This is a genomic window from Cohnella sp. GbtcB17 (genome assembly GCF_019091135.1).
In the GTDB taxonomy this organism is placed as follows: Bacteria; Bacillota; Bacilli; order Paenibacillales; family Paenibacillaceae; genus Cohnella.
Map to the genome: position 1 here is coordinate 1 of NZ_JAGXJW010000087.1, position 22,144 is coordinate 22,144.

At 59.3% G+C, this 22,144-nt stretch carries 17 protein-coding genes; 13 read left to right on the forward strand and 4 right to left on the reverse strand.

Features of this window, described 5'->3' with window-relative positions; genetic code table 11:
- From KVT38_RS30855 to KVT38_RS30885, 7 genes are all read left to right on the forward strand, one after another.
- Positions 1-1,321 (forward strand): thiamine pyrophosphate-dependent enzyme (locus tag KVT38_RS30855; protein WP_217597594.1); only part of this gene is annotated, 1,321 nt, incomplete at its 5' end.
- 12 nt (positions 1,322-1,333) lie between these two features.
- Positions 1,334-2,254 (forward strand): myo-inosose-2 dehydratase, encoded by a 921-nt coding sequence (iolE, locus tag KVT38_RS30860; RefSeq protein ID WP_217597595.1) that lies wholly within the window; start codon positions 1,334-1,336, stop codon positions 2,252-2,254.
- The gene (gene iolC / locus KVT38_RS30865; protein WP_217597596.1) at positions 2,251-3,303 is read left to right on the forward strand and encodes a 5-dehydro-2-deoxygluconokinase; all 1,053 of its coding nucleotides are present in this window, start codon (positions 2,251-2,253) and stop codon (positions 3,301-3,303) included. Before iolE ends, iolC begins: the two co-directional genes overlap by 4 nt.
- Positions 3,304-3,341: 38 nt before the next feature.
- Positions 3,342-4,787, forward strand: a complete 1,446-nt coding sequence (locus tag KVT38_RS30870; protein WP_217597597.1) for a CoA-acylating methylmalonate-semialdehyde dehydrogenase — start codon at positions 3,342-3,344, stop codon at positions 4,785-4,787.
- Between the two features lie 30 nt (positions 4,788-4,817).
- Positions 4,818-5,843, forward strand: coding sequence for an inositol 2-dehydrogenase (gene iolG / locus KVT38_RS30875; protein ID WP_217597598.1), 1,026 nt, complete (start codon positions 4,818-4,820; stop codon positions 5,841-5,843).
- A gap of 5 nt (positions 5,844-5,848) precedes the next feature.
- Positions 5,849-6,658 carry a 5-deoxy-glucuronate isomerase gene (iolB, locus tag KVT38_RS30880; protein ID WP_217597599.1) on the forward strand — a complete coding sequence of 270 codons (810 nt, stop codon included), beginning with the start codon at positions 5,849-5,851 and terminating at the stop codon, positions 6,656-6,658.
- Positions 6,659-6,670: 12 nt separating this feature from the next.
- Positions 6,671-7,255, forward strand: a complete 585-nt coding sequence (locus KVT38_RS30885; protein ID WP_217597600.1) for an HAD family hydrolase — start codon at positions 6,671-6,673, stop codon at positions 7,253-7,255.
- Between the two features lie 60 nt (positions 7,256-7,315).
- Here the strand turns inward: KVT38_RS30885 and hemQ are convergent, their stop codons facing one another.
- On the reverse strand, positions 7,316-8,062 hold the full coding sequence (gene hemQ / locus KVT38_RS30890) for a hydrogen peroxide-dependent heme synthase (RefSeq protein WP_217597601.1): 747 nt from the start codon (positions 8,060-8,062) through the stop codon (positions 7,316-7,318).
- A gap of 164 nt (positions 8,063-8,226) precedes the next feature.
- Here hemQ and KVT38_RS30895 point away from each other — a divergent pair, with 164 nt between their 5' ends.
- Together KVT38_RS30895 and KVT38_RS30900 are read left to right on the forward strand one after the other, a co-directional pair.
- Positions 8,227-8,511 carry a YuiB family protein gene (locus tag KVT38_RS30895; RefSeq protein ID WP_217597602.1) on the forward strand — a complete coding sequence of 95 codons (285 nt, stop codon included), beginning with the start codon at positions 8,227-8,229 and terminating at the stop codon, positions 8,509-8,511.
- Positions 8,511-8,939 (forward strand): GtrA family protein, encoded by a 429-nt coding sequence (locus tag KVT38_RS30900; RefSeq protein ID WP_217597603.1) that lies wholly within the window; start codon positions 8,511-8,513, stop codon positions 8,937-8,939. Before KVT38_RS30895 ends, KVT38_RS30900 begins: the two co-directional genes overlap by 1 nt.
- Before the next feature lie 55 nt (positions 8,940-8,994).
- Here KVT38_RS30900 and KVT38_RS30905 read toward each other — a convergent pair whose 3' ends face one another.
- Positions 8,995-11,121: a class I SAM-dependent methyltransferase gene (locus KVT38_RS30905; protein ID WP_217597604.1), complete on the reverse strand. Its 2,127-nt coding sequence runs from the start codon at positions 11,119-11,121 to the stop codon at positions 8,995-8,997.
- 18 nt (positions 11,122-11,139) lie between these two features.
- Positions 11,140-11,631, reverse strand: coding sequence for a GAF domain-containing protein (locus tag KVT38_RS30910; RefSeq protein WP_217597605.1), 492 nt, complete (start codon positions 11,629-11,631; stop codon positions 11,140-11,142).
- A gap of 205 nt (positions 11,632-11,836) precedes the next feature.
- On the opposite strand from KVT38_RS30910, the gene KVT38_RS30915 reads away from it, so the two are divergent.
- From KVT38_RS30915 to KVT38_RS30925, 3 genes are read left to right on the forward strand one after another with little or no spacing between them, the layout of a single operon-like run.
- Positions 11,837-12,391, forward strand: coding sequence for a type IV pilus modification PilV family protein (locus KVT38_RS30915; RefSeq protein ID WP_217597606.1), 555 nt, complete (start codon positions 11,837-11,839; stop codon positions 12,389-12,391).
- Positions 12,375-12,905 carry a PulJ/GspJ family protein gene (locus KVT38_RS30920; protein ID WP_217597607.1) on the forward strand — a complete coding sequence of 177 codons (531 nt, stop codon included), beginning with the start codon at positions 12,375-12,377 and terminating at the stop codon, positions 12,903-12,905. Before KVT38_RS30915 ends, KVT38_RS30920 begins: the two co-directional genes overlap by 17 nt.
- A 14-nt stretch (positions 12,906-12,919) precedes the next feature.
- The gene (locus KVT38_RS30925) at positions 12,920-14,869 is read left to right on the forward strand and encodes a hypothetical protein (RefSeq protein ID WP_217597608.1); all 1,950 of its coding nucleotides are present in this window, start codon (positions 12,920-12,922) and stop codon (positions 14,867-14,869) included.
- A 58-nt stretch (positions 14,870-14,927) separates the two neighbouring features.
- Here the strand turns inward: KVT38_RS30925 and KVT38_RS30930 are convergent, their stop codons facing one another.
- Positions 14,928-20,660 (reverse strand): Ig-like domain-containing protein, encoded by a 5,733-nt coding sequence (locus KVT38_RS30930; RefSeq protein WP_217597609.1) that lies wholly within the window; start codon positions 20,658-20,660, stop codon positions 14,928-14,930.
- Positions 20,661-21,180: 520 nt separating this feature from the next.
- On the opposite strand from KVT38_RS30930, the gene KVT38_RS30935 reads away from it, so the two are divergent.
- Positions 21,181-22,144 (forward strand): GspE/PulE family protein (locus KVT38_RS30935; RefSeq protein WP_217597610.1); only part of this gene is annotated, 964 nt, incomplete at its 3' end.

The window sequence follows — 22,144 nt, forward strand, 5'->3', positions numbered from 1 at the left end:
GACGCTCGCCCAGCCGCTGGACGTGCAGGCCGAGGCGTACGATTACCCGGCCGCCTTTTTCGCCAAGCGCGTGCATTACCGCGACCGCACCCTGCCCGCCCCACAGGCGATCGAGCGCTGCGTCCGCCTCGCGGCCGCGGCCAAGCGGCCGCTCATCGTCGCCGGCGGCGGCGTCCGCTATTCCGGCGCGTCCGAAGCGCTCGCGGCGTTCGCGGAAGCGTTCGGCATCCCGGTCGCCGAGACGCAGGCGGGACGCGGGGCGCTGCCCTGGAGCCATCCGCTGAACGTAGGCGGCATCGGCGTGACGGGCGGGCTCGCAGCGAACCGGCTGGCGAAGGAGGCGGACCTGATCAGCGGCATCGGCACCCGCTACTCCGATTTTACGACGGCCTCGAAGTCGGCCTTCTCCCGCGAGGGTGCCGCTTATCTCAACATCAACGTGAGCGGCATGGACGCCGCCAAGCTGGAGGGCGCTGCCTGGATCGGCGATGCGAAGGCGGCGCTGGAGATGCTGCTTGAGCGACTATTCGCACTCGGCTACCGCACGGCGTACGGCGCGAACGAGATCGCCGATATCCGCACCCAATGGAATGCCGAAGTCGATCGGCTGTACGCGCTCGAGCGCGAGGACGGCCTGGCGCAGACGCGCGCGCTTGGCGTCGTCAACGAGACGCTAGGCGATGAGGCGGTCATTGTGTGCGCCGCCGGCAGCCTGCCGGGCGACCTGCAGCGGCTGTGGCGGACCGGCACGCCGGACGGCTACCATCTCGAATACGGCTTCTCGTGCATGGGTTACGAGGTGAGCGGCGCCTTTGGCGCGGCGCTCGCCGCGCCGGACCGCGAGGTGTACGCGTTCGTCGGCGACGGCAGCTACCTGATGCTGCATTCCGAGCTCGTCACCAGTCTGCAGGAAGGCCGCAAGTTCACGATCCTGCTGTTCGACAACCACGGCTTCCAGTGCATTCACAACCTGCAGCGCGGACATGGCAGCGACGGCTTCGGCAACGAATTCCGCTATCGCGAACGCTCCTCCTCCCGCTATACGGGCGCGTATATGCCGATCGACTTCGCGGCGCACGCCCGCAGTCTGGGCGCGGCGGCTTACAAGGCCGACTCGGCCGAGACGCTTCGCGAAGCGCTGCTGCGCGCACGGGAAGAGAAGGTCACGACGCTCATCGAGATCGCCGTGCTGCCCGGCACGAACACGGACGGCTACGAGTCGTGGTGGAACGTCGGCGTGCCGGAGGTATCGTCAGGCGAGCGCGTGGTCGAGGCGCATGCGGTCATGAAGCGGAAGATCGGCGAAGCCAGACCTTATTAGGAGGAACTTTCAGTGAGCGCTTTTCCTTGGAAAATGGGCATTCATCCGATCAACTGGGTCGGCGAGGACGTACGGGAGCATGGCGACGAGACGACCTGCGAGCACATTTTGGACGATATCGCGGCTTTGGGGCTGACCGGCACCGAGATGGGGCGCAAGTTCCCGGAGGACCGCGATCGGCTGCGCCAGCTGCTGGACGCGCGGGGCATTCGCCTCGTCTCGCGCTGGAAGTCGGTGCTGCTGAGCGATCCCGCTTACCGCGAGCAAGAGCTGGCGGATTACCGGAAGCACGCCGAGTTTCTCCGCGATATGGGCAGCACGGTCATCAGCACGTGCGAGGTCGGCGGCTCGCTGCACTTCGATCCGCGGCGCACGCCCAGCGAACGCGAGGTGATTCGGCTGGACGAGGACGGCTGGCGCTGCCTGGCCGAGGGGCTGAACGAGGCGGGCCGCATCGCGCGCGAACTCGGGCTGAAGCTGACGTACCATCATCACGGCGGCACCGCGATCGAGAAGCCCGAGGAGTTCGATCGGCTGATGGCCATGACCGATCCCGCGTCCGTCTTCCTGCTCTACGATACGGGGCACGCGCTGTACGGGGGAGCGGACCCGCTCGAGCTGCTGCGCAAGCATTACGACCGCATCGCCTATATTCATCTGAAAGACGTGCGCCTCCAAGCGCTTGAGAAGGCCCGCACGGATGGCGTCGACTTCGTCACCTGCATCCGCAGAGGCGTGTTCACCGTGCCGGGCGACGGCGGCATCGACTTCGGCCCGATCGTCCGGGAGCTGCGGACGCGCGGCTACGACGGCTGGGCAATGCTCGAGGGCGAGCAGGATCCGGCGATGCATCCGCCGCGCGAATATGCGGCGCGGTCGCTCGCTTATCTATCGGCGCTGATCGAGGCGCAGGAAAGGGAGGAACGGGAATGAGTACGGAACCAAGCCGGCAAGCAAACGCGGGCGCGCCCACGAGCGGTCTCAAGCTGCCCGAAGGACGCGAGTTTGATCTGACGGCGCTCGGCCGCCTGTGCATCGATCTGAACGCCAACGAGATCAATCGTCCGATGGAAGAGACGCTCACCTTCACCAAGTACGTCGGCGGCTCGCCGGCCAACATCGCGATCGGCGCGAGCCGGCTCGGACTGCGGACGGCGTTCATCGGCAAGCTGGCGGACGACCAGATGGGCCGCTTCATCGAGGGCTATTTGCGGCGCGACGGCATCGATACGCGGGGCGTGTCGACCGACCGGACGGGCGCGGTGACGGGGCTCGCTTTTACCGAGATCAAGAGCCCGTCCGACTGCAGCATCCTCATGTACCGGGACAATGTCGCGGACCTGCTGCTCTCGCCGTCCGAGGTGAGCGAGGAGCTGATCGCCCGCAGCCGGCTGCTGCTCCTGTCGGGCACGGCGCTGGCCGCGAGCCCGTCCCGCGAGGCGGCGCTGCTCGCGCTGACCTACGCACGCAAGCACGGCACCGCCGTCGCCTTCGATATCGATTACCGCCCTTATACGTGGAAATCCCCGGAGGAGACGGCCGTCTACTACAATCTCGCCGCGGAGAAAAGCGACATTATCGTCGGCACGCGCGAGGAATTCGACAGTATGGAGCGCTTCGAGCATAATCCGGACCGCAGCGACGCGTTCACGGCGTCCAAGTGGTTTGGCCATGCGGCAAGCCTGGTCATCGTCAAGCACGGCAAAGCCGGCTCCGTCGCCTACACCCGGGACGGCGGCGAACACCGGGCGGTCTCTTATCCGGCCAAGGTGATCAAGACGTTCGGCGCCGGAGATTCGTATGCAACCGGCTTCTTGTACGGGCTGCTGTCCGGCTGGGCGGTCGATCGCAGCATGTCGTTCGGCAGCGCCGCCGCCAGCATTGTCGTGTCCAGCCACAGCTGCTCCGACGCGATGCCGACGGTGCGGCAGATCGAGGACTACATCGCGCGCTGCGAGCGCGGCGAGATCGTCGCGAATTGAAGGTACTCAACGATGAATACGGAAGCGAGGAATCAGTCATGGCGGATACGTTAAAAAATTGGATCGCCGGCGAATGGGTCGAGGCATGGGGCAAGGGAACGGAAGCGGTCGTCAATCCCGCGAACGGCGAGGTGCTGGCGCATGTCCCGCTGTCTTCGCGCGAGGACGTGGACCGCGCGGTCGCCGCGGCGGAGTCCGCCTTCAAGGAATGGAGCCGGACACCCGTACCGAAGCGCGCGCGCATCCTTTTCAAATATCAGCAGCTGTTGGTCGAAAATTGGGAGGCGCTCGCCCGGCTCGTGACGCTCGAGAACGGCAAAAGCTACGCCGAAGCGCACGGCGAAGTGCTGCGCGGCATCGAATGCGTCGAATTCGCGGCAGGCGCGCCTTCGCTCATGATGGGCAAGCAGCTGCCCGACATCGCGACAAATCTCGAATCGGGCATGTACCGCTACCCGATCGGCGTCGCCTCCGGCATCACGCCGTTTAACTTCCCGATGATGGTGCCCTGCTGGATGTTCCCGCTCGCCATCGCCTGCGGCAACGCCTTCGTGCTCAAGCCTTCGGAGCGCACGCCGCTGCTCGCGAACCGGCTCGCCGAGCTGTTCCAGGAGGCCGGCCTGCCGGCCGGCGTCCTGAACATCGTGCACGGCGCGCGCGACGTGGTGAACGGCATCCTGGAGCACCCCGGCATTCGCGCGATCTCGTTCGTCGGCTCGCAGCCGGTCGCCGAGTACGTGTACAAGACCGGCGCCGCGCACGGCAAGCGGGTACAGGCGCTAGCGGGCGCCAAAAACCACTCGATCGTGCTGCCCGACGCCGACCTGGATCTCGCGGTCAAGGAGATCGTGAGCGCGGCCTTCGGTTCGGCGGGCGAACGCTGCATGGCGTGCGCGGTCGTCGTCGCGGTCGGCGGCATCGGCGACGAGCTCGTGCAGCGCCTGCGCGAGGCGGCCGACCGGATCACGATCGGCGACGGCTCGCAGCCGGGCGTGTTCCTCGGCCCGGTCATCCGCGATTCGCACAAGACGCGCACAGTGGGCTACATTGAGGCCGGCGAGCGCGAGGGCGCGGAGCTGGTCCGTGACGGCCGTCAGGACGAAGCGGCGAAAGGCGAGGGTTACTTCGTCGGCCCGACGATCTTCGACCGGGTCGGCACGGACATGGCGATCTGGCGGGACGAAATTTTCGCGCCGGTGCTGTCGGTCATGCGGGCCGAGACGCTGGAGGCGGCGATCGATATCGCGAACGCCTCCGAGCTCGCGAACGGCGCCTGCCTGTTCACGTCGAGCGGCTCGAGCGTGCGGCAGTTCCGCGAGACGATCGATGCGGGGATGCTGGGCATCAATCTGGGCGTGCCGGCGCCGATGGCGTTTTTCCCGTTCTCCGGCTTCAAAAAGTCGTTCTACGGCGACCTGCACGCCAACGGCGGCGACGGCGTCGAGTTCTACACCCGCAAAAAGATGGTCACGGCGCGCTGGTAATCCCTAACTACTGACGAAAGGCGATGCGGCATGAAGAAAATCAACATCGGCATCATCGGCATGGGCCGGATCGGCCGGATTCACGCGGACAACCTGCTGCGCGATCCTAAGGCGTCCATCGTCGCGATCAGCGACCCGTTCGCGGGCGATGAGCTGCGGGAATGGGCGGCGGCTCGCGGCATCGCGATTGCGGACAGCGACGCGCTATTGGACGATCCGGCGATCGACGCGGTATTTATCTGCTCCTCCACGGACACGCATGTGCCGTTTATCAAGCGGGCGGCGGCGAACGGCAAGCACATTTTTTGCGAAAAACCCGTGAGCATGGATCTGTCCGCGACGGAGGAGGCGCTTGAAGCGGTGCGCCTCGCGGGCGTCCAGCTGCAGGTCGGCTTCAACCGCCGGTTCGACCACAACTTCAGGCGCGTGCGCGAGCATGTGCTGGAGGGAGCGGTCGGCGAGCCGCATATGATCCGTATCACTTCCCGGGATCCGGCGCCGCCGCCTGCCGATTATATCAAGGTGTCGGGCGGCATTTACATGGACATGATGATCCACGACTTCGATATGGCGCGTTATTTGTCGGGCCGCGAAGTGGAGGAGGTATTCGCCCAGGGCGCCGTGCTGGTCGACCCGGTATTCGCGGCGCATGGCGACGTCGACACGGCCATCGTCACACTGCGCTTCGAGGGCGGCGCACTTGGCGTCATCGACTGCAGCCGCCGGGCGGCCTACGGCTACGATCAGCGCGCGGAGGTGTTCGGCGCAGACGGCAGCGTCGCGGCGGCCAACGATTACCCGAACACGGCGATGGTGGCGACGAGGGACGGCGTGCGGAGCGACAAGCCGCTTCATTTTTTCCTCGAACGCTACAATAGCGCCTATATCGATGAAACCAGGCAATTCATCGAATGCCTGCTGAACGGAACGCCGGTGCCGGTGAGCGGAGAGGACGCCTATCGGGCCGAGCGGATCGCGCTGGCCTCCAAGCTGTCGAGCCAGTACAAACGCATCGTGAAGCTGTCCGACCTGGACAGCCTGCGGGAAGGGATGTGATCGGCATGGCCGAATTGATCGTGCGTCCGGCGCCCGTGCCGGACGAGGACGGCCGACTGCTGTCGGTCACGCCGGCCTCCGCCGGCTGGGACTACGTCGGCTTCGAGGCCTATCGGCTGGAACCGGGGATGACGCTGCGCCGCGAGACGGAGCAGCTGGAGTACTGCCTCGTGCTGCTGTCGGGCAAAGCGAACATCGCGACGGCGGACGGCGAGTGGAAGGACGTCGGGGCGCGGATGAACGTGTTCGAGGGCACGCCGCCCTATTCGGTTTACGTGCCGGCGGGCAATCGCTTTGCCGTCGAGGCGCTGACGCCGCTCGAGCTGGCGGTGTGCGCCGCTCCCGGCCAAGAGGGCCGCGCTTCGCGGCTGATCACGCCGACCGACGTGGGGGCGGAGGTGCGCGGAGAGGGAACGACGCTGCGCCATATCCACAACATTTTGCCCGAATCGGAGCCGGCCGACAGCCTGCTCGTCGTCGAAGTGTTCACGCCGGCGGGCCACTGGTCCAGCTATCCGCCGCACAAGCACGATCGCGACGCGTTGCCGGAAGAATCGCTGCTCGAGGAAACGTATTATTTTCGCGTCCATCCGGAGCAAGGCTTCGCCGTCCAGCGCGTCTACACGGACGATCGTTCGCTCGACAAGACGCTGGCCGTCGGTGACGGGCAGACGGTGCTCGTGCCGAAGGGCTATCACCCGGTATCCGCGCCTCCGGGCTACGAGGTGTATTATCTCAACGTCATGGCGGGGCCGAAGCGCGTCTGGCGGTTCCATAACGATCCCGACCATGCCTGGATCGTAAAGAAAAGCTGACGAGGTGCAGGGATGAAACTTCGATACGACAAGCCAGCGTCCGAACGAAGACGGCTCATTCTCTTTCTGGACAGCGGCGATACGATCGTGGACGAATCGACCGAGATCCGGGACGCGGACGGCATCGTCGTCAGCGCCGAGCTGATCCCGGGAGCCGCGGCCATGGTGAAAACGCTGCGCGAGCGAGGCTTTACGCTGGCGCTTGTCGCGGATGGAGAAGCGCAGTCGTTCAAGAACATTTTTCGGCAGCACGGGCTGTACGACGATTTCGAGGCGATGATCTACTCGGAGAACATCAAGGCGCTCAAGCCGAACGCCCGCATGTTCAAGGCGGCGCTCGGCGCGCTCGGGCTTGGCGAGGACGACTGCGGCCGCGTCGCGATGGTCGGCAACAACCTGAGCCGGGACGTCAAGGGCGCCAATGCGCTCGGCATAACGAGCGTCCATCTCGCATGGACGCCGCGCTACCCGCGCGAGCCGGCCGACGAGAGCGAACGTCCTGACTATACGATCGGCGAGCCGCTTGAACTGGTGGCGCTGGCGGAGCGGCTTGACGCGCGCCTCGCCGAAGGACGCGGGGCACGTTCGGATGTATAAAAAAGCGCAATTCCGCACGGCTTCGGGCCGTATGGAATTGCGCTTTTTAAAATTCGAAGATTAGACGCGCAGCAGATCCGCGAATCCGTCCGCCGTAAGCAGGTTGCCGACGTAGAAAGGTCCGAACTCGCCGTAGCGCGCGCTGACCTCGTCGAACCTCATTTCATACACGAGCTTCTTGAACTGCAGCGCTTCGTCCGCGAACAGCGTGACGCCCCACTCCCAGTCGTCGAATCCGATCGAGCCCGTGATGATCTGCTTGACCTTGCCCGCGTAGTTGCGTCCGATCATGCCATGGCTGCGCATCAGCGTCTTGCGCTCGTCCATCGAGAGCGAATACCAGTTGTCGCCGAGCAGGCGGCGCTTGTTCATCGGATAGAAGCAAATATGCTTCGACTGCGGCAGGATCGGCTTGAGACGCGCGGCGACCTCGGGGATCTGCATCGGATCGGAGCCGGCCGGCGCGAGGTAGCTGCTCAGTTCCACGATGCTCACGTACGAATATTCAGGCTTCGCGAACTTGGCGAACGCCGAGCGGTTAAACGCGTTCTCGATCGCGTTCAGCTCCTCCAGCGTCTCGCGCAGGTGCATGAACATGAAGTCGGCCTTCTGGCCGACGATCGCGTAGACGGCGAGGCTGCCTTCCTTGCGCGCTTCGGTGTCCCGCCAGTCGGCGATGAGGCCCAGCAGCTCCTGACGCGCGGTCTCGCGTTCTTCGGGGCTCGCGGCCTTCCAGGCCGTCCAGTCGATCGTGCGGAAGTCGTGCAGCGCATACCAGCCGTCCAGCGTTTGTGCGGCTTCACTCATTTTAGCAACTCTCCTTCTCGTCGTGCCTTGTCCAACATGGCTTTTCTCATTTTAGCCTATATTCGCTCCCTCGGGCAAACGCCGACGCCCGTGCGTTGACTGTCCTCAAACCGATCTTGTAAACTAATAGAGCATACATCCGACCGGGAGGCTTAACATTTAAGATGAGAGAGATTTTGCAAGAGATTCTCGGCACGCTGCTGTTCTTCGTCTTGTTCTTCGGCATCGGCTTCATCCTGAACATGCTGATCAAGACGACCTGGCTGCCGACTTGGATATATGTGATCGTCGTGCTGCCGCTGGGCGTATGGCATTTCTGGAATCCGGAGCTGAGCGTGCTCGCCTTCATCGGCGTGTTCACGCTGCCGTTCCTCGCCGGCATCGGGGGCGCGCTGACGAGCGGCTGGGCGATCCGCGCGCTGCGGCGCGGCGGCTACAAGATGTTCTGATGAAAATCGACAGCCGGGAAATCAAGCGCGTCCTCAAATTCGCCTCCATCGGCGTGCTGAATACAGGTATCGACATCGCGATCTTCGCGGCGCTCGTGTATGCGCTCAGCTGGCCGTCGCTGCCGGCCCAGTGCGTCTCGTACTTCCTCGCCTTCCTCAACAGCTACTGGTGGAACCGGCGGTGGACGTTCGGCATGCGGGAGCGCGGCAGCGCGAAGGAATTGATCAAGTTCGGGCTCGTCAACGTACTGTCCTTCCTTTGCGCCACCGGCGTGCTGCTCGCCGCGGAGAAGGGGCTGGGCCTGTCGCCGATCGTCGCCAAGCTCGTATCCGTGGCTGCTTCGCTCGCCGTCAACTACGCCGGAAGCAAGCTGTGGGTGTTCAGACAGGAGCCGGTGCGGGAGCCGGAGCTTGGGCGCGACCATTAATCGAATCGGAAAAAGCCGACGGAACGCATGGCGCGTTCGCGTCGGCTTTTGTCGTTTATCCGCGTCTCTCGACGACGATAAAGCAGGTGCTGTCCGGCAGCGGCACGGGACGTCCCTGTTCGTCGAACAGGGCGATCTTGTCCGCCAGCGCTTCGGTATACCCTTCCTGCAGGTAGTGGCGCATGACGACGATTTCTGCTTTTTCGCCCAGCGTGTCCCGAATGAAGCGCTCGTACTCGCTCGGCGTGAAGTAGCCGAACTGCTCCTGAACTTCGTGAACGTAGGCTTCCTCGCCCCAGGTGTACGTGTAGAGGAACTCCATCGCGTCGTTGACCGGCAGGGAGACCTCGTTCTGGCTCAACTGCTCGTAGACGATCTTGCGCCCGGCAAAGTCGCGGCTGTACCGCTCAAGCCAAGCCGGTCCGTCGGGTTGGAGGAACCGGATGACGCGGCGCGCGTCCGGCTCGGTCATGATGCCGTCGCGGATGATGATGCGTCCGCCAATCGAGAGCACGTCGAATGCGCTCCTCAGCGCCGCGGCGACCGTATCCCGGTTAAATCGCGCGCCGTTATAAGGAATGTAGGAGTACAGCTCGTGCAGGATTGAAGAGAAGATGACGGTGTCCACGCTGCCGGCTTCGACGTAGTCCTTGAGCGCCAGGGCATCTCCTTGAAGCACCTCCCAGCCGCGGGCTTCCGCATGCTTTTTGCGGGTCAGCGCCTCGACGACGTTCGCCGAGATGTCGATGCCGACGGCTTTGACGCGCGGCAGCTTTTCCTCCAGCAGGTCCAGCAGCACGCCGCCGCCGGGGCCGATGTCCAGCACCTTTTCGCCGACGACGAAGTCCAGAATGACCTTTTTATAATCCGCCGTGCTGTTCATGTCCGCCAGATAAGTCTCTTCGTTGTGGAAACGGTCGTAGGCGTCGCGGCGCAGCTCGAACAGGTCGAACAGGAGCAGCACCGCCTTCTCATAGAGCGACGACTTCTCGGCTTCCACGCAAAAATCGATCAGCTTGTCCGCGGCCGGCGAAAATTCGAAATCGAAAAACAGCGTGTCCGGCAGACCGGTCTTGCGGACGAGGCGGTGACGGAGATGGGGATTGTCGTGCCGGACGTCGCCTGTCCGAATGCGGTCCCAATCCAGCTCGCCCAGGTACTTTTCGATAATGCGCTTTTTATAGACGTTGATTTTTTTGCTGCTCTTGTAGTCGTAGTACATCGCGTTCATGACGTTTTCGAAGCTGATATGCTTGACGTCGGACAGCGAAGCGTCGCTCGCGACGATGGCGAACACCTTCAGGAATTGCGCCAGGGAAAAGTCCTTCAGCGCCGACTCAACGTACCAGAACGTCTTGGATTCGAGCGGCTGCAGGGCTGCCAGCACCTGATGGCTGTCGTCGAGCGCGGTCAGCTCGCCGTCGAAATCCTCGCCCCTGAGGATCGACTGCGTCCGCAGCCTGCGCAAGCGCTCGCGGATCGTGAGCTGCGTCTCGGCGGCGTTGCCGGCGGCGATCCGGCGTACGATCGCGGCGACCTCGGATTCGACCTCCGCCCAGAGCGCGGGGGATACCGCGGCGACGATGCAATAGTTCAGCGCGAGCAGCAGCCGCTCCCGCTCCTCCGGCGCGGCCAGCGATCGCTCCAGGGCGCGAGCCAGCGGGTCGTGATCCTGCGGCGGCACCTCGCCGCGGAGCTCCTGGCCGACCAGGCCGTGCGTCTCGATGAGCGCACGGACGAGCAGGGCGTGCTCACTGTGCTCGTTGGCCAGGCCTTCGCTGGCCAGGCCCTCGCCGGCAAGGCCGCCTGCCGCCTCCTGACGCGCATACAGCTGGGCCGAGCCGATATTGTGCACACGAAAATTGATCCCTTGCACCTGCCAGGCGTGCCGCTCCCGGCGCGAACCGCCCTTGGCCGTCTCGCACCAGACGAGCGCCTCTTCGACTAGCTCCCTGATCCAATAGGAGACCGGCAGCGCGTCAAGCAGCCGCAGGCTGCGCTCCACGTAGTCGAGCACCGGATTGGACTGCGTCAGCTCGCTCATGGACGCGATCCGTTCCAGATTGACGACCGTCTCTTCGGAGGAAGCGAGCAGCTTCAGCCAGGCGGGCGCTGCGGCCAGCGCCTCTTCGGCGTAAGGCGCGCGGCGATACGCTTCAATAGCCTCCAGCGACTTCAGCATCGGACTCACCTCCTGCTTTTATAGGTATTGCGTCAGCAGCGCGTTGAATCGCTCCAGGAGCCGTTGATCGTCTTCGCTGAAGCGATCCGGCAGCGGGCTGTCGGTATCGAGCACGCCGATCAGCTCGCCTGCAGCGTCATAGAGCGGCAAGACGATCTCCGAGCACGACGCGGCGTCGCAGGCGATATGCCCGGGAGACGCGTGCACATCCGGCACGCGCAGCGTCTCGCGCTTTGCGGCCGACGTGCCGCAGACACCCTTGCCAAGGGGAATGCGGACGCAGGCAGGCAGACCCTGGAAAGGACCGAGCACGAGTCCGCCGGTATCCCCGTCGAGCAGGTAGAAGCCGACCCAATTGATGTCCTCCAGGTAGCCGCGCAGCAGCGCGGAGGCGTTGGCCAAGTTGGCGATGCGGTACGGCTCGTCTTCGATCAGGTGCCGCAGCTGCGAGAGCAGCAGCTCCTCATTTTCCGCTCTTGTGCCGGCATAGGCTTGCGGGTTAAACGTCATTGCGGATCATCCTCTCTGATCCGATTATAAAGGATAGCGGGGACGTTCACCAAGCATTCGCAGGGGCGGGGGCGGGCCTGTCGAATCAGGCGGAAGCCTGCCGATTCGATCGATTCACTCATGTATTAAACGGCAGCTCTATGTTAAAATAAGAGAATAATTTAGGTAGAAAGTAGCTATTTTTATAGGAAGTAGGTAGTATATTTTGAGAACTTGGCTCCGGAAGCGCCAGTCCGACGAAGAAGGCTTCTCCTTAATCGAGGTGTTGGCCGCGATCACGATCCTGTCGATCGTCTCTTTGGCCATGACGGCGTTTTTCATACAGGCGATGAGCTACGCGAAGGGGAACCAGAACAAGACGGTGGCGGTGAATTTGGCGCGAAACGCGCTGTTTTTTGTGGAGAAGCAGAGCTTTGACGCCATGAAAAGCTACTTTATCGACCCCGAGCTTAATCCGGAAAGCATGGTCACCTTCGATCCTGCCGCCTGCTCGGAAGAAAATGCGGGCAGTTCAGGCTGCACGGCCAAGATGGTGGCGCTCATGCAGTCCATCCCGACTTTAATGGAAGTGTTGACGCCTACAGTCAACGGCACGCATTTTAACATCAGCGTCACCTACGATCCCAAGCTCCTGACGAAGCTGGATTTGGCGCCTTATTTGATCCCGGTCAGGGTCAGCGTGGTCGACGCGGCCGATCCGTCGGACAAGCGTAGCGCTTCGGAAGTGGAGGGATATATCGCGAATGAAAAGATTCGTTAGACGACTTCGCGGCGAAGAAAGCGGTTTGACCTTAATCGAGCTGATCGCTTCCATTTCGATTATGTCTATGGCCTTGCTCGCGATTTACGGGGTCATTCAGTTCGGATTCAACACCTATCACAAAGTGACGGTCGAAAATTCACTCCGTGACGAAGGGGACCTGATCATGTCGACCGTCATCTCCCAGCTTTATGATAAAGGGGCTACCTCCGTGAGGCAGTCGTCTTATGGCATCGACCTATTAGCGATTGACGACGTCAGGGCGATTGAAGACGTCATTTATTCGCTTCGATTGACGAACGAGCGGCTGGAGATCGTCGATACGAAAACCTCGGCTGTCCAACCGGTGGAGACCGACTCCAAGATCGATCAAGCGAGATCCGGCATTACGCTCGTGTGCACGCCCGCTTCGCCGATTTGCGGCAGCGGCAGGATTGATATCAAGCTGGTGCTTTATCAGATGTACGGCGGCAGAAGGCAGGAGCTCGAGCTTGAGAGCCGGTTCGGATTTTGAAGAGGGGGATGAAGATGAAGACGCTTCGTCTGCGCGAAGAACGAGGCTCCGCGCTGCTGCTCGTCGTATTTATGGTGCTGGTATTTACGATCCTGGGCGTCGCGGTCATGGGGGCTACGCTCGGCGGCGCGAAGCGCTCGGAGACGCGCGAGAACGATGTTCAAAGTCTGCATCTGGCGGAGCGCGCGCTGAACGAAGCGGCGGCCGAGATCGCGCTGAAGTTCGATAAGAAGGAGGGAGCGATCGATCTGGAGCATCTCTCAAGCGACTTAGAAGAGATTAAGGTGAAAATCAATAATGACGCTAAAACGACTAGCGGACTCGAAGGCGCAAGCGGACGAATTCTCGAATTTGAATTACCGTCAGACACGGCGCAGAAGTCGAAGCCGGAAGTCGTTGAAAACGTGGAAGTGACGATAAAGGTCAAAGCAGAGGCCGAGGTCAATGGCGTCAGGCGGGTTCTCGTGCAAGACATCACCTTGGACTCTTATCCTGAATTTCTGAAGTACGCGGCAGGATCCGAGAGCAGCGTGTACTTGAACGGCGCGCCCTATATTATTGGAGACTTTTATTCGGGACTGAACCTGCGCGTCAAAAATCAGGCCGATTATATATACAATCACCTTGCCAGTGAACCACAACAATATATGATGACGCAATTTCCAACGCTTGACGGAACGGTGTATGTACAGAACAATGAAAGTATCAAAACTTGTATGAGTACGAGTTATTGCGATTTTCTCAATGAAGCGGAATATTCCCCGATAGATTTGGATAAGGCCAACAGTGCCACTCAGGTCAAGACCGCGATTAACAATTCGATCGAAAACGTAAAATACAGGGATAAAAACAAATTCGTATCCATTAACATTGAAGAGTCGTTTTTGGACAAGCTGGCGGAGGCGTTAGGCGCTTCTAAGACGGATCGGGACAATTATCCCGTCCTGGACGACCTGAGCGAGATAAGTAAAGGAAGCAATAAAGCTCGTAATTTTATCCGAGCGAATATGAAACCCTTAACTACGCTGCAGGTCAAACCAACGCCTCCGAAAAACCCTACGAATGAGCAATACGAAGATTTTTTAAGTAAGATGGAGAGCTACTTATCTTCATTTAGCAAGGGAAGCCAGTTAGAGAAAACTAAAATTTATGATGGCAATTTGACGATTAACGGCAACGAATTGAAGCAACTGCGCTTTAATCCCGATTTCAAAAATTCGCGTACGAAAAACGGCACCTATATGCAAAGCAACTGGCTTATCGTGAACGGAGACTTGATCATCGATAATCAAATGGGCGCTTCTGACCCCCAAACCAAACCAGTACCGTTGGAGATACTGGGCAATATTCTGGTCAACGGAGACGTGGTGGTTAAAGGCAGAGTCGAAATGGACGCGACCATTATCGCGCTAGGCAAGGCGACCATTCAGGATGCAGAGATCGCAGGCTTAAAAGTCGCAGGCAAAGAAAAAGAGCTGCTGCTCATGACGAAAGGACAAATATTCATTAACCGGGTCGACTCCTTTAATAAGATCAACGCTCCGTTCGATCCGGATCTGACTAAAGACAATCAGGGCTCTAATAATCCGCCGATGCTGAAAGCCTTTTTCTATACCGACTCCAACCTGGAATTGGAGCCCGATGCAGAGCTGTACGGCGTAGGGTCGGCCTTTTGGATCAGAGGGGGATTCTTCGCTAAAGGGGATCTGGTGATCAATGCCGTGCTCGGGAACACGGAGGAACCCGCCGAGAACGACAAGTCTTTGAAGCCGGACGAGATGAATCTCATCCCCATGGAACCAAGGGACAAGGGAAGCGAGCCGAAGGAAAACGATTATAAGCGATTGCGAAGTCGCTTCATCATCCAATACTACGATCAAATTTATGTGGATCAAAATGTCGGACTGCCGCGCGTAAAAACGATTAATATGCGGGTTGGTAAAAAACATTTCGACGATGAATAAATCGCAAACTTAATTTCTAAAACGAAGAGCCCCCGTCAAGAGGGGCTCTTTCGTATTTCTAGTATTTATTCTCGCCGTAAGTCATATTGTTCGGTACGGCCGGTAATATCGAGATCGTCACCGTTTCCGTAATTTCGTTTCCGTCGACAGGCTTGTAGCTGACCGTCACTTTCTCGGTAAGCGCATATTTACCACTGTTATTGATCGCGCTCACCAAACCGTCGCTATCTACCGTCAAGAAGTTTTTGCCTTCGGCACTCCATTTCAGGTGGCTATCGATCCAATCGTGCAGTGCTCCGCTATCCGGTAAAATACTCAGCTTCTCGACACTGCTGTACTGACTCGGCTTGAGCGTCAGCTGTCCTCCGGACGGGATGGAGAGCGATTCGGGAAGTGCAAGGTCAACGATGTTAACGGTGAACTCCCGCTTCGCAAGGTCCTTATCTGCATCCGTCTTGCGGTAGGCGACCGTAACGGTGGCGGTGCCCGTTTTGTTCGGATTCAGGCTGCTGCCCTTCAATTCGGACTTGTTGTCGTCCGAGATCGTCCAACGCAGCTTGCTCTTAATGTCCGTCGGCAACTCAGACAGTGTGCCGTCCTGCATGAAGTCGATCGGTGGCTGCTTCCAGCGAATCGTCATCGACGTCGGCGGACCAAGATACACCGGATCAACATTCACTTCGATCTTAGCGGAAATGATCGCAACCGCGTCTTCCGGCGCGTAAGTCACGAAGATAACGCCTTTGCCGGGCTTGTTGTCCGGCGTCTCTCCAGTAACCGTGCCCTTATCCTCGCCCGCGTCCGATACGGTGAGATACTGGCTGCCCGATTCGACCGACCAGTGAAGCAGCGGGAGAATCTCGTCGCGGCGTTCTTCGGGTTCGATCTTGATGTGCGAGGCGAGCGATTCGCTCATCGTGTTGCCGATCGTGATCGGTCCGTCGAACGACAGACCCACGACACGTACATTGACGGAGCCCGACACGGTATAGTCGGGCGCAGCAGAATTCGCATAGACGGCGCTGATGTGCTCGTTGCCCGCAAGCAGTCCTCTGATGGTGCTGCCGCTTAAACCGACTTTTTCCCCGGCGTCCATGTTCGACCATTTGATATGCGGCCGAAGCGAGTCGCGCCATTCAGCTGGTTTAATCCCCAGGCTATCCGACAAATCGAAATCATTCCTCAATTCTTCCGACCAAAGCCCGATCGTCAGCGTCTTCGGCAGATCGAGCACGACGGGGATGACCTCGACTTCAACGCTTGTGTCGATCGATGGGCGCGATGGATCGGGCTTGTAGGATGCCATTACCGATTCCATTCCGACGCGTTTGCCCGTGGCCGTGCTGTTGCTCACCGCGATCGTGCTGTTCGATGCGTCTTCGCTCCAGGTCACGGAAGCCTTAATCTGGGATTCGAGAGATTCGGGCTTTATCGCCAGCAGATCCCTCAGATCGACAGTCATGCCGACCGGAATTGTCGCCGTACGGCCTTCGAGCTTAACGACATTGACGGTAATCGTTTTTGTGATCGTCGCCTCATTGTTTCCCGGTAGGGCGTACGTCACCGTGATCGTTTCGGAGCCGGGGGCCTTACCAGTGACAATCCCAGTAGCTGCGTCTACGCTCGCATAGGTTTTCCCCGGTTCGTCGCTCCACTTCAAATCCTTAACGATATTCGACGGATTGGCGGTGACGATTGCGCCATTCAGGTCATAGCTGCCGCCGACGGCAAGCGTGACGCTATCCTTGAGCGACAGCTCGACGACATGCACGTTGATGGTCCACTGCGCGATGACCGGACCCTCCGGCTTTTCTCTGTAAGACACCGTGATCTTGGTCGTGCCCGCTTCCTTGCCGGTAGCGACGCCGTCCTGTCCAACTAGCGCCGTGCCAGTAGCCTCGCTGCTCCAGCTTAGATGACCTTCGCCCAGACTGCTGGGCAAGACTGTAATCAGCGCGGCCAGATCCATCTTGTCCCCTTTGGCAACGAGTACGTCCGATGGGCCGGTGATATCCACCACATTCACCTGAATCGTCTTCTGGATGACGATCGGACCGCCATCCGTCTGTCGGTAGGTCACCGTTATATTTTCAACGCCGGCCGCGGTACCGGTGACGATCCCTGTGGCTGAGGCTATGGACGCGAAGTCCTTGCCGATCTCGTCGCTCCATGTCAGACGGCCGAGCACCGCCGAGCTAATTTCGGATGGAGCGGCGCCAACCAGCGCTTTTACGTCGAGCGTCTTGCCTTTCCCCAACGTAACTTGTTCAGGAACGCTCAGGTCCACGACCGTGACGTGCGTCGAAGCGGTGACAGGCGTCGTCTTCGGATTTTTTTGATAGGAAGCCTCGACCGTGGCGGATCCGGTCTTGTTGCCGATGACGACGCCATTGCCCGTTCCTGCCTCGACGATGGCGGAATCGCTGCTCGTCCATGTCGTATAGCTCTGGATCCCCGTCTTGCTCGCCGCAGGCGTCACGCCGAGCGCGGTATTCCACAAGTCCCGCTTCCACTCCGTGCCGAGGCCGATATGAATGTCGGCAGGGAGCGTGAGCTGGATCGGCTGGATGACGGTCACGCGATACGTCTTGGTATAGGTCTTGCCCTTGCTTGTCGTCGCGACGACCGTGATGTCGATTGGGCCGGCGTTGACGCCGGTCAGCGTCTTTTTCATGTCGTCCGCGCCGTTTGCGAGCTCTCCGATCGCGGATTGGCCGGAGCCGATGGACCAGGTGAGTCCGGTTAGCGTCTCGTTGGCCAAGATGAGCTTCGCTTCAAGATTAATCGTGTCGTCTACGTTGACCGTATTCGGTCCGACGATGTTGATGCCGGGAACGACGACCGTCACGTTCGACACGGCGGTCAATCCGCTGCCGTCCGTCGCCGTCGCGGTAATCTTGGCCGTACCTTCGGCGATGCCCTTGATGACGCCTTTGGCGTCGACCGTTACGAGATCCGCACGATCGGTCGTCCAGGTCAGCGTCTTGTTGGACGTATCTTCAGGACCGATGTCCGGCGTCAGGATCGACTCGTCGCCTTTGGCGATGATCGTGTCGGGCAGCTTCAGACTGGCCATCTTCGTGACGGCTTCAACCTGGTAGGGCTGAAATTGGAGGCTGCGCTCGATATCCTTCGTCACGGTGGCTCCGTTTACGTAAAAGTCCGTAAAGTTCAAGTTCGAATTGTCGAGCAGGTAGCTGCCGTTCTGCTTCGGCGTCACCTTCACCGTGAAGCTGACCGGATCGGCGACGAAGGATCTGCCGTCCTGGCTCAAGCGGTATTGAATGTCGGCCAGCGAGCCGGTCAAACGGTACCCGGCGGCCAGCGTGCCGGATACAGCCGGATTCAACAGCAAGGGGGACGTATCTGCCGCGAACACTTCAAGATTGGCCGGCAGCTTTTCGTCGAGCTTGAAGTTTTTGATGACCAAATCTTCCGCGTTAATGCCGTTTTGGTAAGGAATGCTCTTCGGCGTAATCGTGTAAGTCATCGTGAACGGTACGTTCTTCTCTACCTGGTTGTTGACGACGTTGGCGGAGAGCGTTCGCGTCAGGTCTACGTTGGCAGTTACCTTCACAACTTTTGTCGTAATCGTTTGCGTGGCGCTCGCGCCGCTTTTGTCCTTTGCCGTGACGTAGATAACAAGTTCGCCCCCGTCCGGGAGCGGGTTGTCGTACGATTCGGTGACGATGTCGCCGGTTTTGACGTCTGTGTATGCTTTGACCTGCTTTTCGGTCCAAGCGCCGGAGGTGCCAGCCCGGTATTTGAACGTGACGGCCGTGCTAAGCGTGCGGTCGATGACGTCGTAATCCTGCGCCGTATAGCTCAGCAGCACCTTGTTGTACGACGGAATGATTTTGCCGGTATCCGCGTAGTTCGTCGGCGTACTGACGTTCACGATCGGCGCATGGTTCGATCCGATAAACGCCCGGTACATCGTATTGACGAACAGGCGCTGCTCCCAGTCCGGGAAGTCGTGATTTGTATGTCCCGTACCGGAGTAGGTGACGTTGCCGTAAGAGTACGTATAATAGTGGTTCCAGCTGTCGTCGTCGTCCCGCGGACCGCCCGTAATGTTGTACCAAGGGATTAGTTTCGGATCTTCCAGCTTCAGGCCGAAGTACTGATCATGCGTCGTATTGACCTGCGTGATGACGCTGCTGATATTGAACGGGAATCGCGTCAGCAGGCCGTCGTTCACTTTTTTTGTCGTCGTGGAAGGATTGGGCGCGCTCAGACCCATGTTGGTCATCGGACTTAACTGGCCGGTCGCGTTCTGGAAGTAGCTGATCCAGTTCGAGCTGCCTTGGTACACGGTATCGTGCGTGAACATGACGCTTTGTCCCGTGGCAATATAAGCATTGACTGCGGCGGCGGCCGTTGCGCTGATGTTGGCGCCGCCATTGTAAGAATCCGCGAAGCCGAAAATCAGCATGTCGTAATAACCGTTGAGCTGGGTGTAGCCGCTGTTGTTAAAGTTGTTCATGGACATGACGGTGATGGTAATCTCGTAGTCGTCCGTCTTCAGGTAATTCTGATTCATATTGTTGGACTTGAGCAGGCTGCTGGTCGTGTCCGCGTTGGAGGTGACAACCTGCAGGACGTTGATCTTCGTGACCTCGTCGCGGAAGCGGAGCACACCGCTTTGGATATCCTTCAGCTTGCTGCCTTGATCGACGAGCTCGAGCTTCCAATAATGGACGCCGGAGTAGCCTTTGGGCAGGCGAAAGGTGAGCGTGTTGCCGGTCGTAGACGTCACGGGCTGCGACACGATCAGATTGTTCGAATCGAACTTCAGGACGCTGTCGATGCCGATATACAGGTTGGCGGTCATGCTCCGCTGTGCGATATTGTCGACATTGGCGACGTCGAACGTATAGGTGAGTGTATCTCCTGCTACATAGATCTGATTTTGATTGGCGGTATAATCGATCGGTTTGCCCGTCACCACAAGGCGCGGCCGTTCGGCTGCGCGGCTGATCAGATCGGTCTTCGTCAGGAAGGCGTTGGCGTTGGCCAAGCTAGAGTCGCCGACGAAGATCACGTTGCTCTTGTTCGAGGCGGGAACGAATTTCGTATCGGATCCGGAAAGGGCGGTCGCGTAGGGCAAAAAGGCGGCATTCAAAATGCCCGCTTTGTTTTGGTACAATGCGCCGCTTGAGGCAGAACTCGTTTTCTGGCTGTAGACGATGACGGGCAAGCCGCGATCGATGTAGTAATTCTGAATTTCGCCCATTTTTAAATTCGTAATGTCGTTCATGATGCTTTTTGTATCGTGGTTCTGGCCGCTGGTCGAGACGAGCGTAGCGTTGTAAGCGCCTTTGCCGATATAGATTGCGTCGTAGCGCCCGTCGAGCTCGTCCCGCTGCGCGACGAATTGCTTCATCCGGATGGAATCGACCTTGATGACGGGATCGTTGTAGCTGCTTAAGATCGGCAGAAGATCCGACGTGCCGTCGTCCGTAATCTCAAGTACGCGGATTTCTTGTTTGGACGAGGTGGGCGTGACGTCGGTGATGGTGAATTTCTGTCTAACATCCGTAGCCGTATCGCTGTTGGCTTTAATCGTAGTTGTACTATTGCTGCCGCCATTGCTGGAAACGGTCGTCAAATACTTGTTGTTCGAGAGCGACATAAACGTAAATTCGTTGCCCGACGCAACCTTTTTGAACGTTTCCGTGATTTTGACGGCAGTCGCGGATGCGGTCAAATCATTCGTACCGTTGGCCGTTACGAAAAGACCGTTCTCCTGCGAACGCAGCGATACGGTGCCGTCACCCCAGTCGGTCATAATAAACTTTGTCGCCGTATCTGTGGTTAGGCGCAATTGTGTGCCGCTTAAGACGACATTGCGGACATTGTTGTTTGACGCCGTGCCGGTCAACGTTACGACTTTGTAGGTAGCCGCATGCGCATGAGCCGGCCCGAATGCCGTAACGGGGATTCCTCCGATGACTAAAACAGCCGCCAACGCCAAGCTCAACCAATTTCGAATTCGCGACATATTCTCTCCCCCTCATGGTTCTCTATGTAAGATTCTCGCTTGATGAATTAAGTAGGATACTAGACCTAGAACTTTCCGAACCGATTTTACCATATTCTTCTGAAAAAAAACTGAACAAATTTTGTGTCGAATAATGGGTAATTATGCCATAAAAAGCTGCTTGTCTTTTCTTTATGCGGCGATATATAATCCTTCTGAGAAAAAAGTTGGAAATAAGTCGAGCGGTATCATTTATTTTACTGGAAATTTACACGCATTTAACATAGACATAAGCAGGACTATCGAACTAGTGTTGGGGGTGGTCGGATTGGCGATCGTAAAGAAGAGATTGGGAGACTTGCTGGTCGAGAGTGGCATCATCTCCGAGGCGCAGCTTCAGGAGGCGTTGCAGGAGCAGCGCAAGACGAAGCAGAAGCTCGGGGACCTGCTCATCACGCAGGGCTACATCAACGAGCGGCAACTGATCGAAGTGCTCGAATTCCAGCTTGGCATCCCGCACGTCAGTCTCTTCAAATACCAGATCGAACCCTCCATCACGCAGATTCTTCCTGAAGCGCTGGCTCGGCGCTATCAAGCGATCCCGATTCAAAAGGAAGGCGGCAAGCTGCTCGTCGCGATGGCGGACCCGCTCGATTACTTCGCGATCGAAGAGATGCGGATGAGCACAGGCTTCCGGATCGAGCCGGCCATTACGAGCCGGGACGAGCTCAACCGTGCGATCGCCCGTCACTACGGCCTGCAGGATTCGATGAGCCAGATCATGGGCGAGCTCCCGACGACGCAGGAAGAGATCCGCGAGACGGAGATCACCAACGAGGATTCCCCGGTCGTCCGCCTCGTCAACCAGATGATCCAACAGGCGATGCAGCTACGGGTGTCGGATATTCATGTCGATCCCGGCGAGGCGAGCGTGTCGATCCGTTACCGTCTGGACGGCGTGCTGCGGACGGAGCGGACGATTCCGAAGCAGATGCAGGGCTTCATCACCGCACGCCTCAAGATTATGGCGAAGCTGAACATCGCCGAACGGCGTCTGCCGCAGGACGGCCGGATGAAGATGACGTTCGACAATCGGACGATCGACATCCGGGTTTCCTCGCTGCCGACGATTCACGGGGAAAAGATCGTGCTCCGGCTCCTGGATCTGAGCACCGGAGTGAAGTCGATCGACTTGCTCGGGTTCGGTCAGCGCAACCAGACTATTTTCCGGGAAATGATCGAGCGCCCGTACGGCATCCTGCTCATCACCGGACCGACCGGCAGCGGCAAGA

Bases quoted from the DNA above. Each gene is read 5' to 3' on its own strand.
- iolC (WP_217597596.1), top strand. From the start codon at position 2,251: ATGAGTACGGAACCAAGCCGGCAAGCAAACGCGGGCGCGCCCACGAGC.
- KVT38_RS30870 (WP_217597597.1), top strand. From the start codon at position 3,342: ATGGCGGATACGTTAAAAAATTGGATCGCCGGCGAATGGGTCGAGGCA.
- iolG (WP_217597598.1), top strand. From the start codon at position 4,818: ATGAAGAAAATCAACATCGGCATCATCGGCATGGGCCGGATCGGCCGG.
- iolB (WP_217597599.1), top strand. From the start codon at position 5,849: ATGGCCGAATTGATCGTGCGTCCGGCGCCCGTGCCGGACGAGGACGGC.
- KVT38_RS30885 (WP_217597600.1), top strand. From the start codon at position 6,671: ATGAAACTTCGATACGACAAGCCAGCGTCCGAACGAAGACGGCTCATT.
- hemQ (WP_217597601.1), bottom strand. From the start codon at position 8,062: ATGAGTGAAGCCGCACAAACGCTGGACGGCTGGTATGCGCTGCACGAC.
- KVT38_RS30895 (WP_217597602.1), top strand. From the start codon at position 8,227: ATGAGAGAGATTTTGCAAGAGATTCTCGGCACGCTGCTGTTCTTCGTC.
- KVT38_RS30900 (WP_217597603.1), top strand. From the start codon at position 8,511: ATGAAAATCGACAGCCGGGAAATCAAGCGCGTCCTCAAATTCGCCTCC.
- KVT38_RS30905 (WP_217597604.1), bottom strand. From the start codon at position 11,121: ATGCTGAAGTCGCTGGAGGCTATTGAAGCGTATCGCCGCGCGCCTTAC.
- KVT38_RS30910 (WP_217597605.1), bottom strand. From the start codon at position 11,631: ATGACGTTTAACCCGCAAGCCTATGCCGGCACAAGAGCGGAAAATGAG.
- KVT38_RS30920 (WP_217597607.1), top strand. From the start codon at position 12,375: ATGAAAAGATTCGTTAGACGACTTCGCGGCGAAGAAAGCGGTTTGACC.
- KVT38_RS30925 (WP_217597608.1), top strand. From the start codon at position 12,920: ATGAAGACGCTTCGTCTGCGCGAAGAACGAGGCTCCGCGCTGCTGCTC.
- KVT38_RS30930 (WP_217597609.1), bottom strand. From the start codon at position 20,660: ATGACCGACTGGGGTGACGGCACCGTATCGCTGCGTTCGCAGGAGAAC.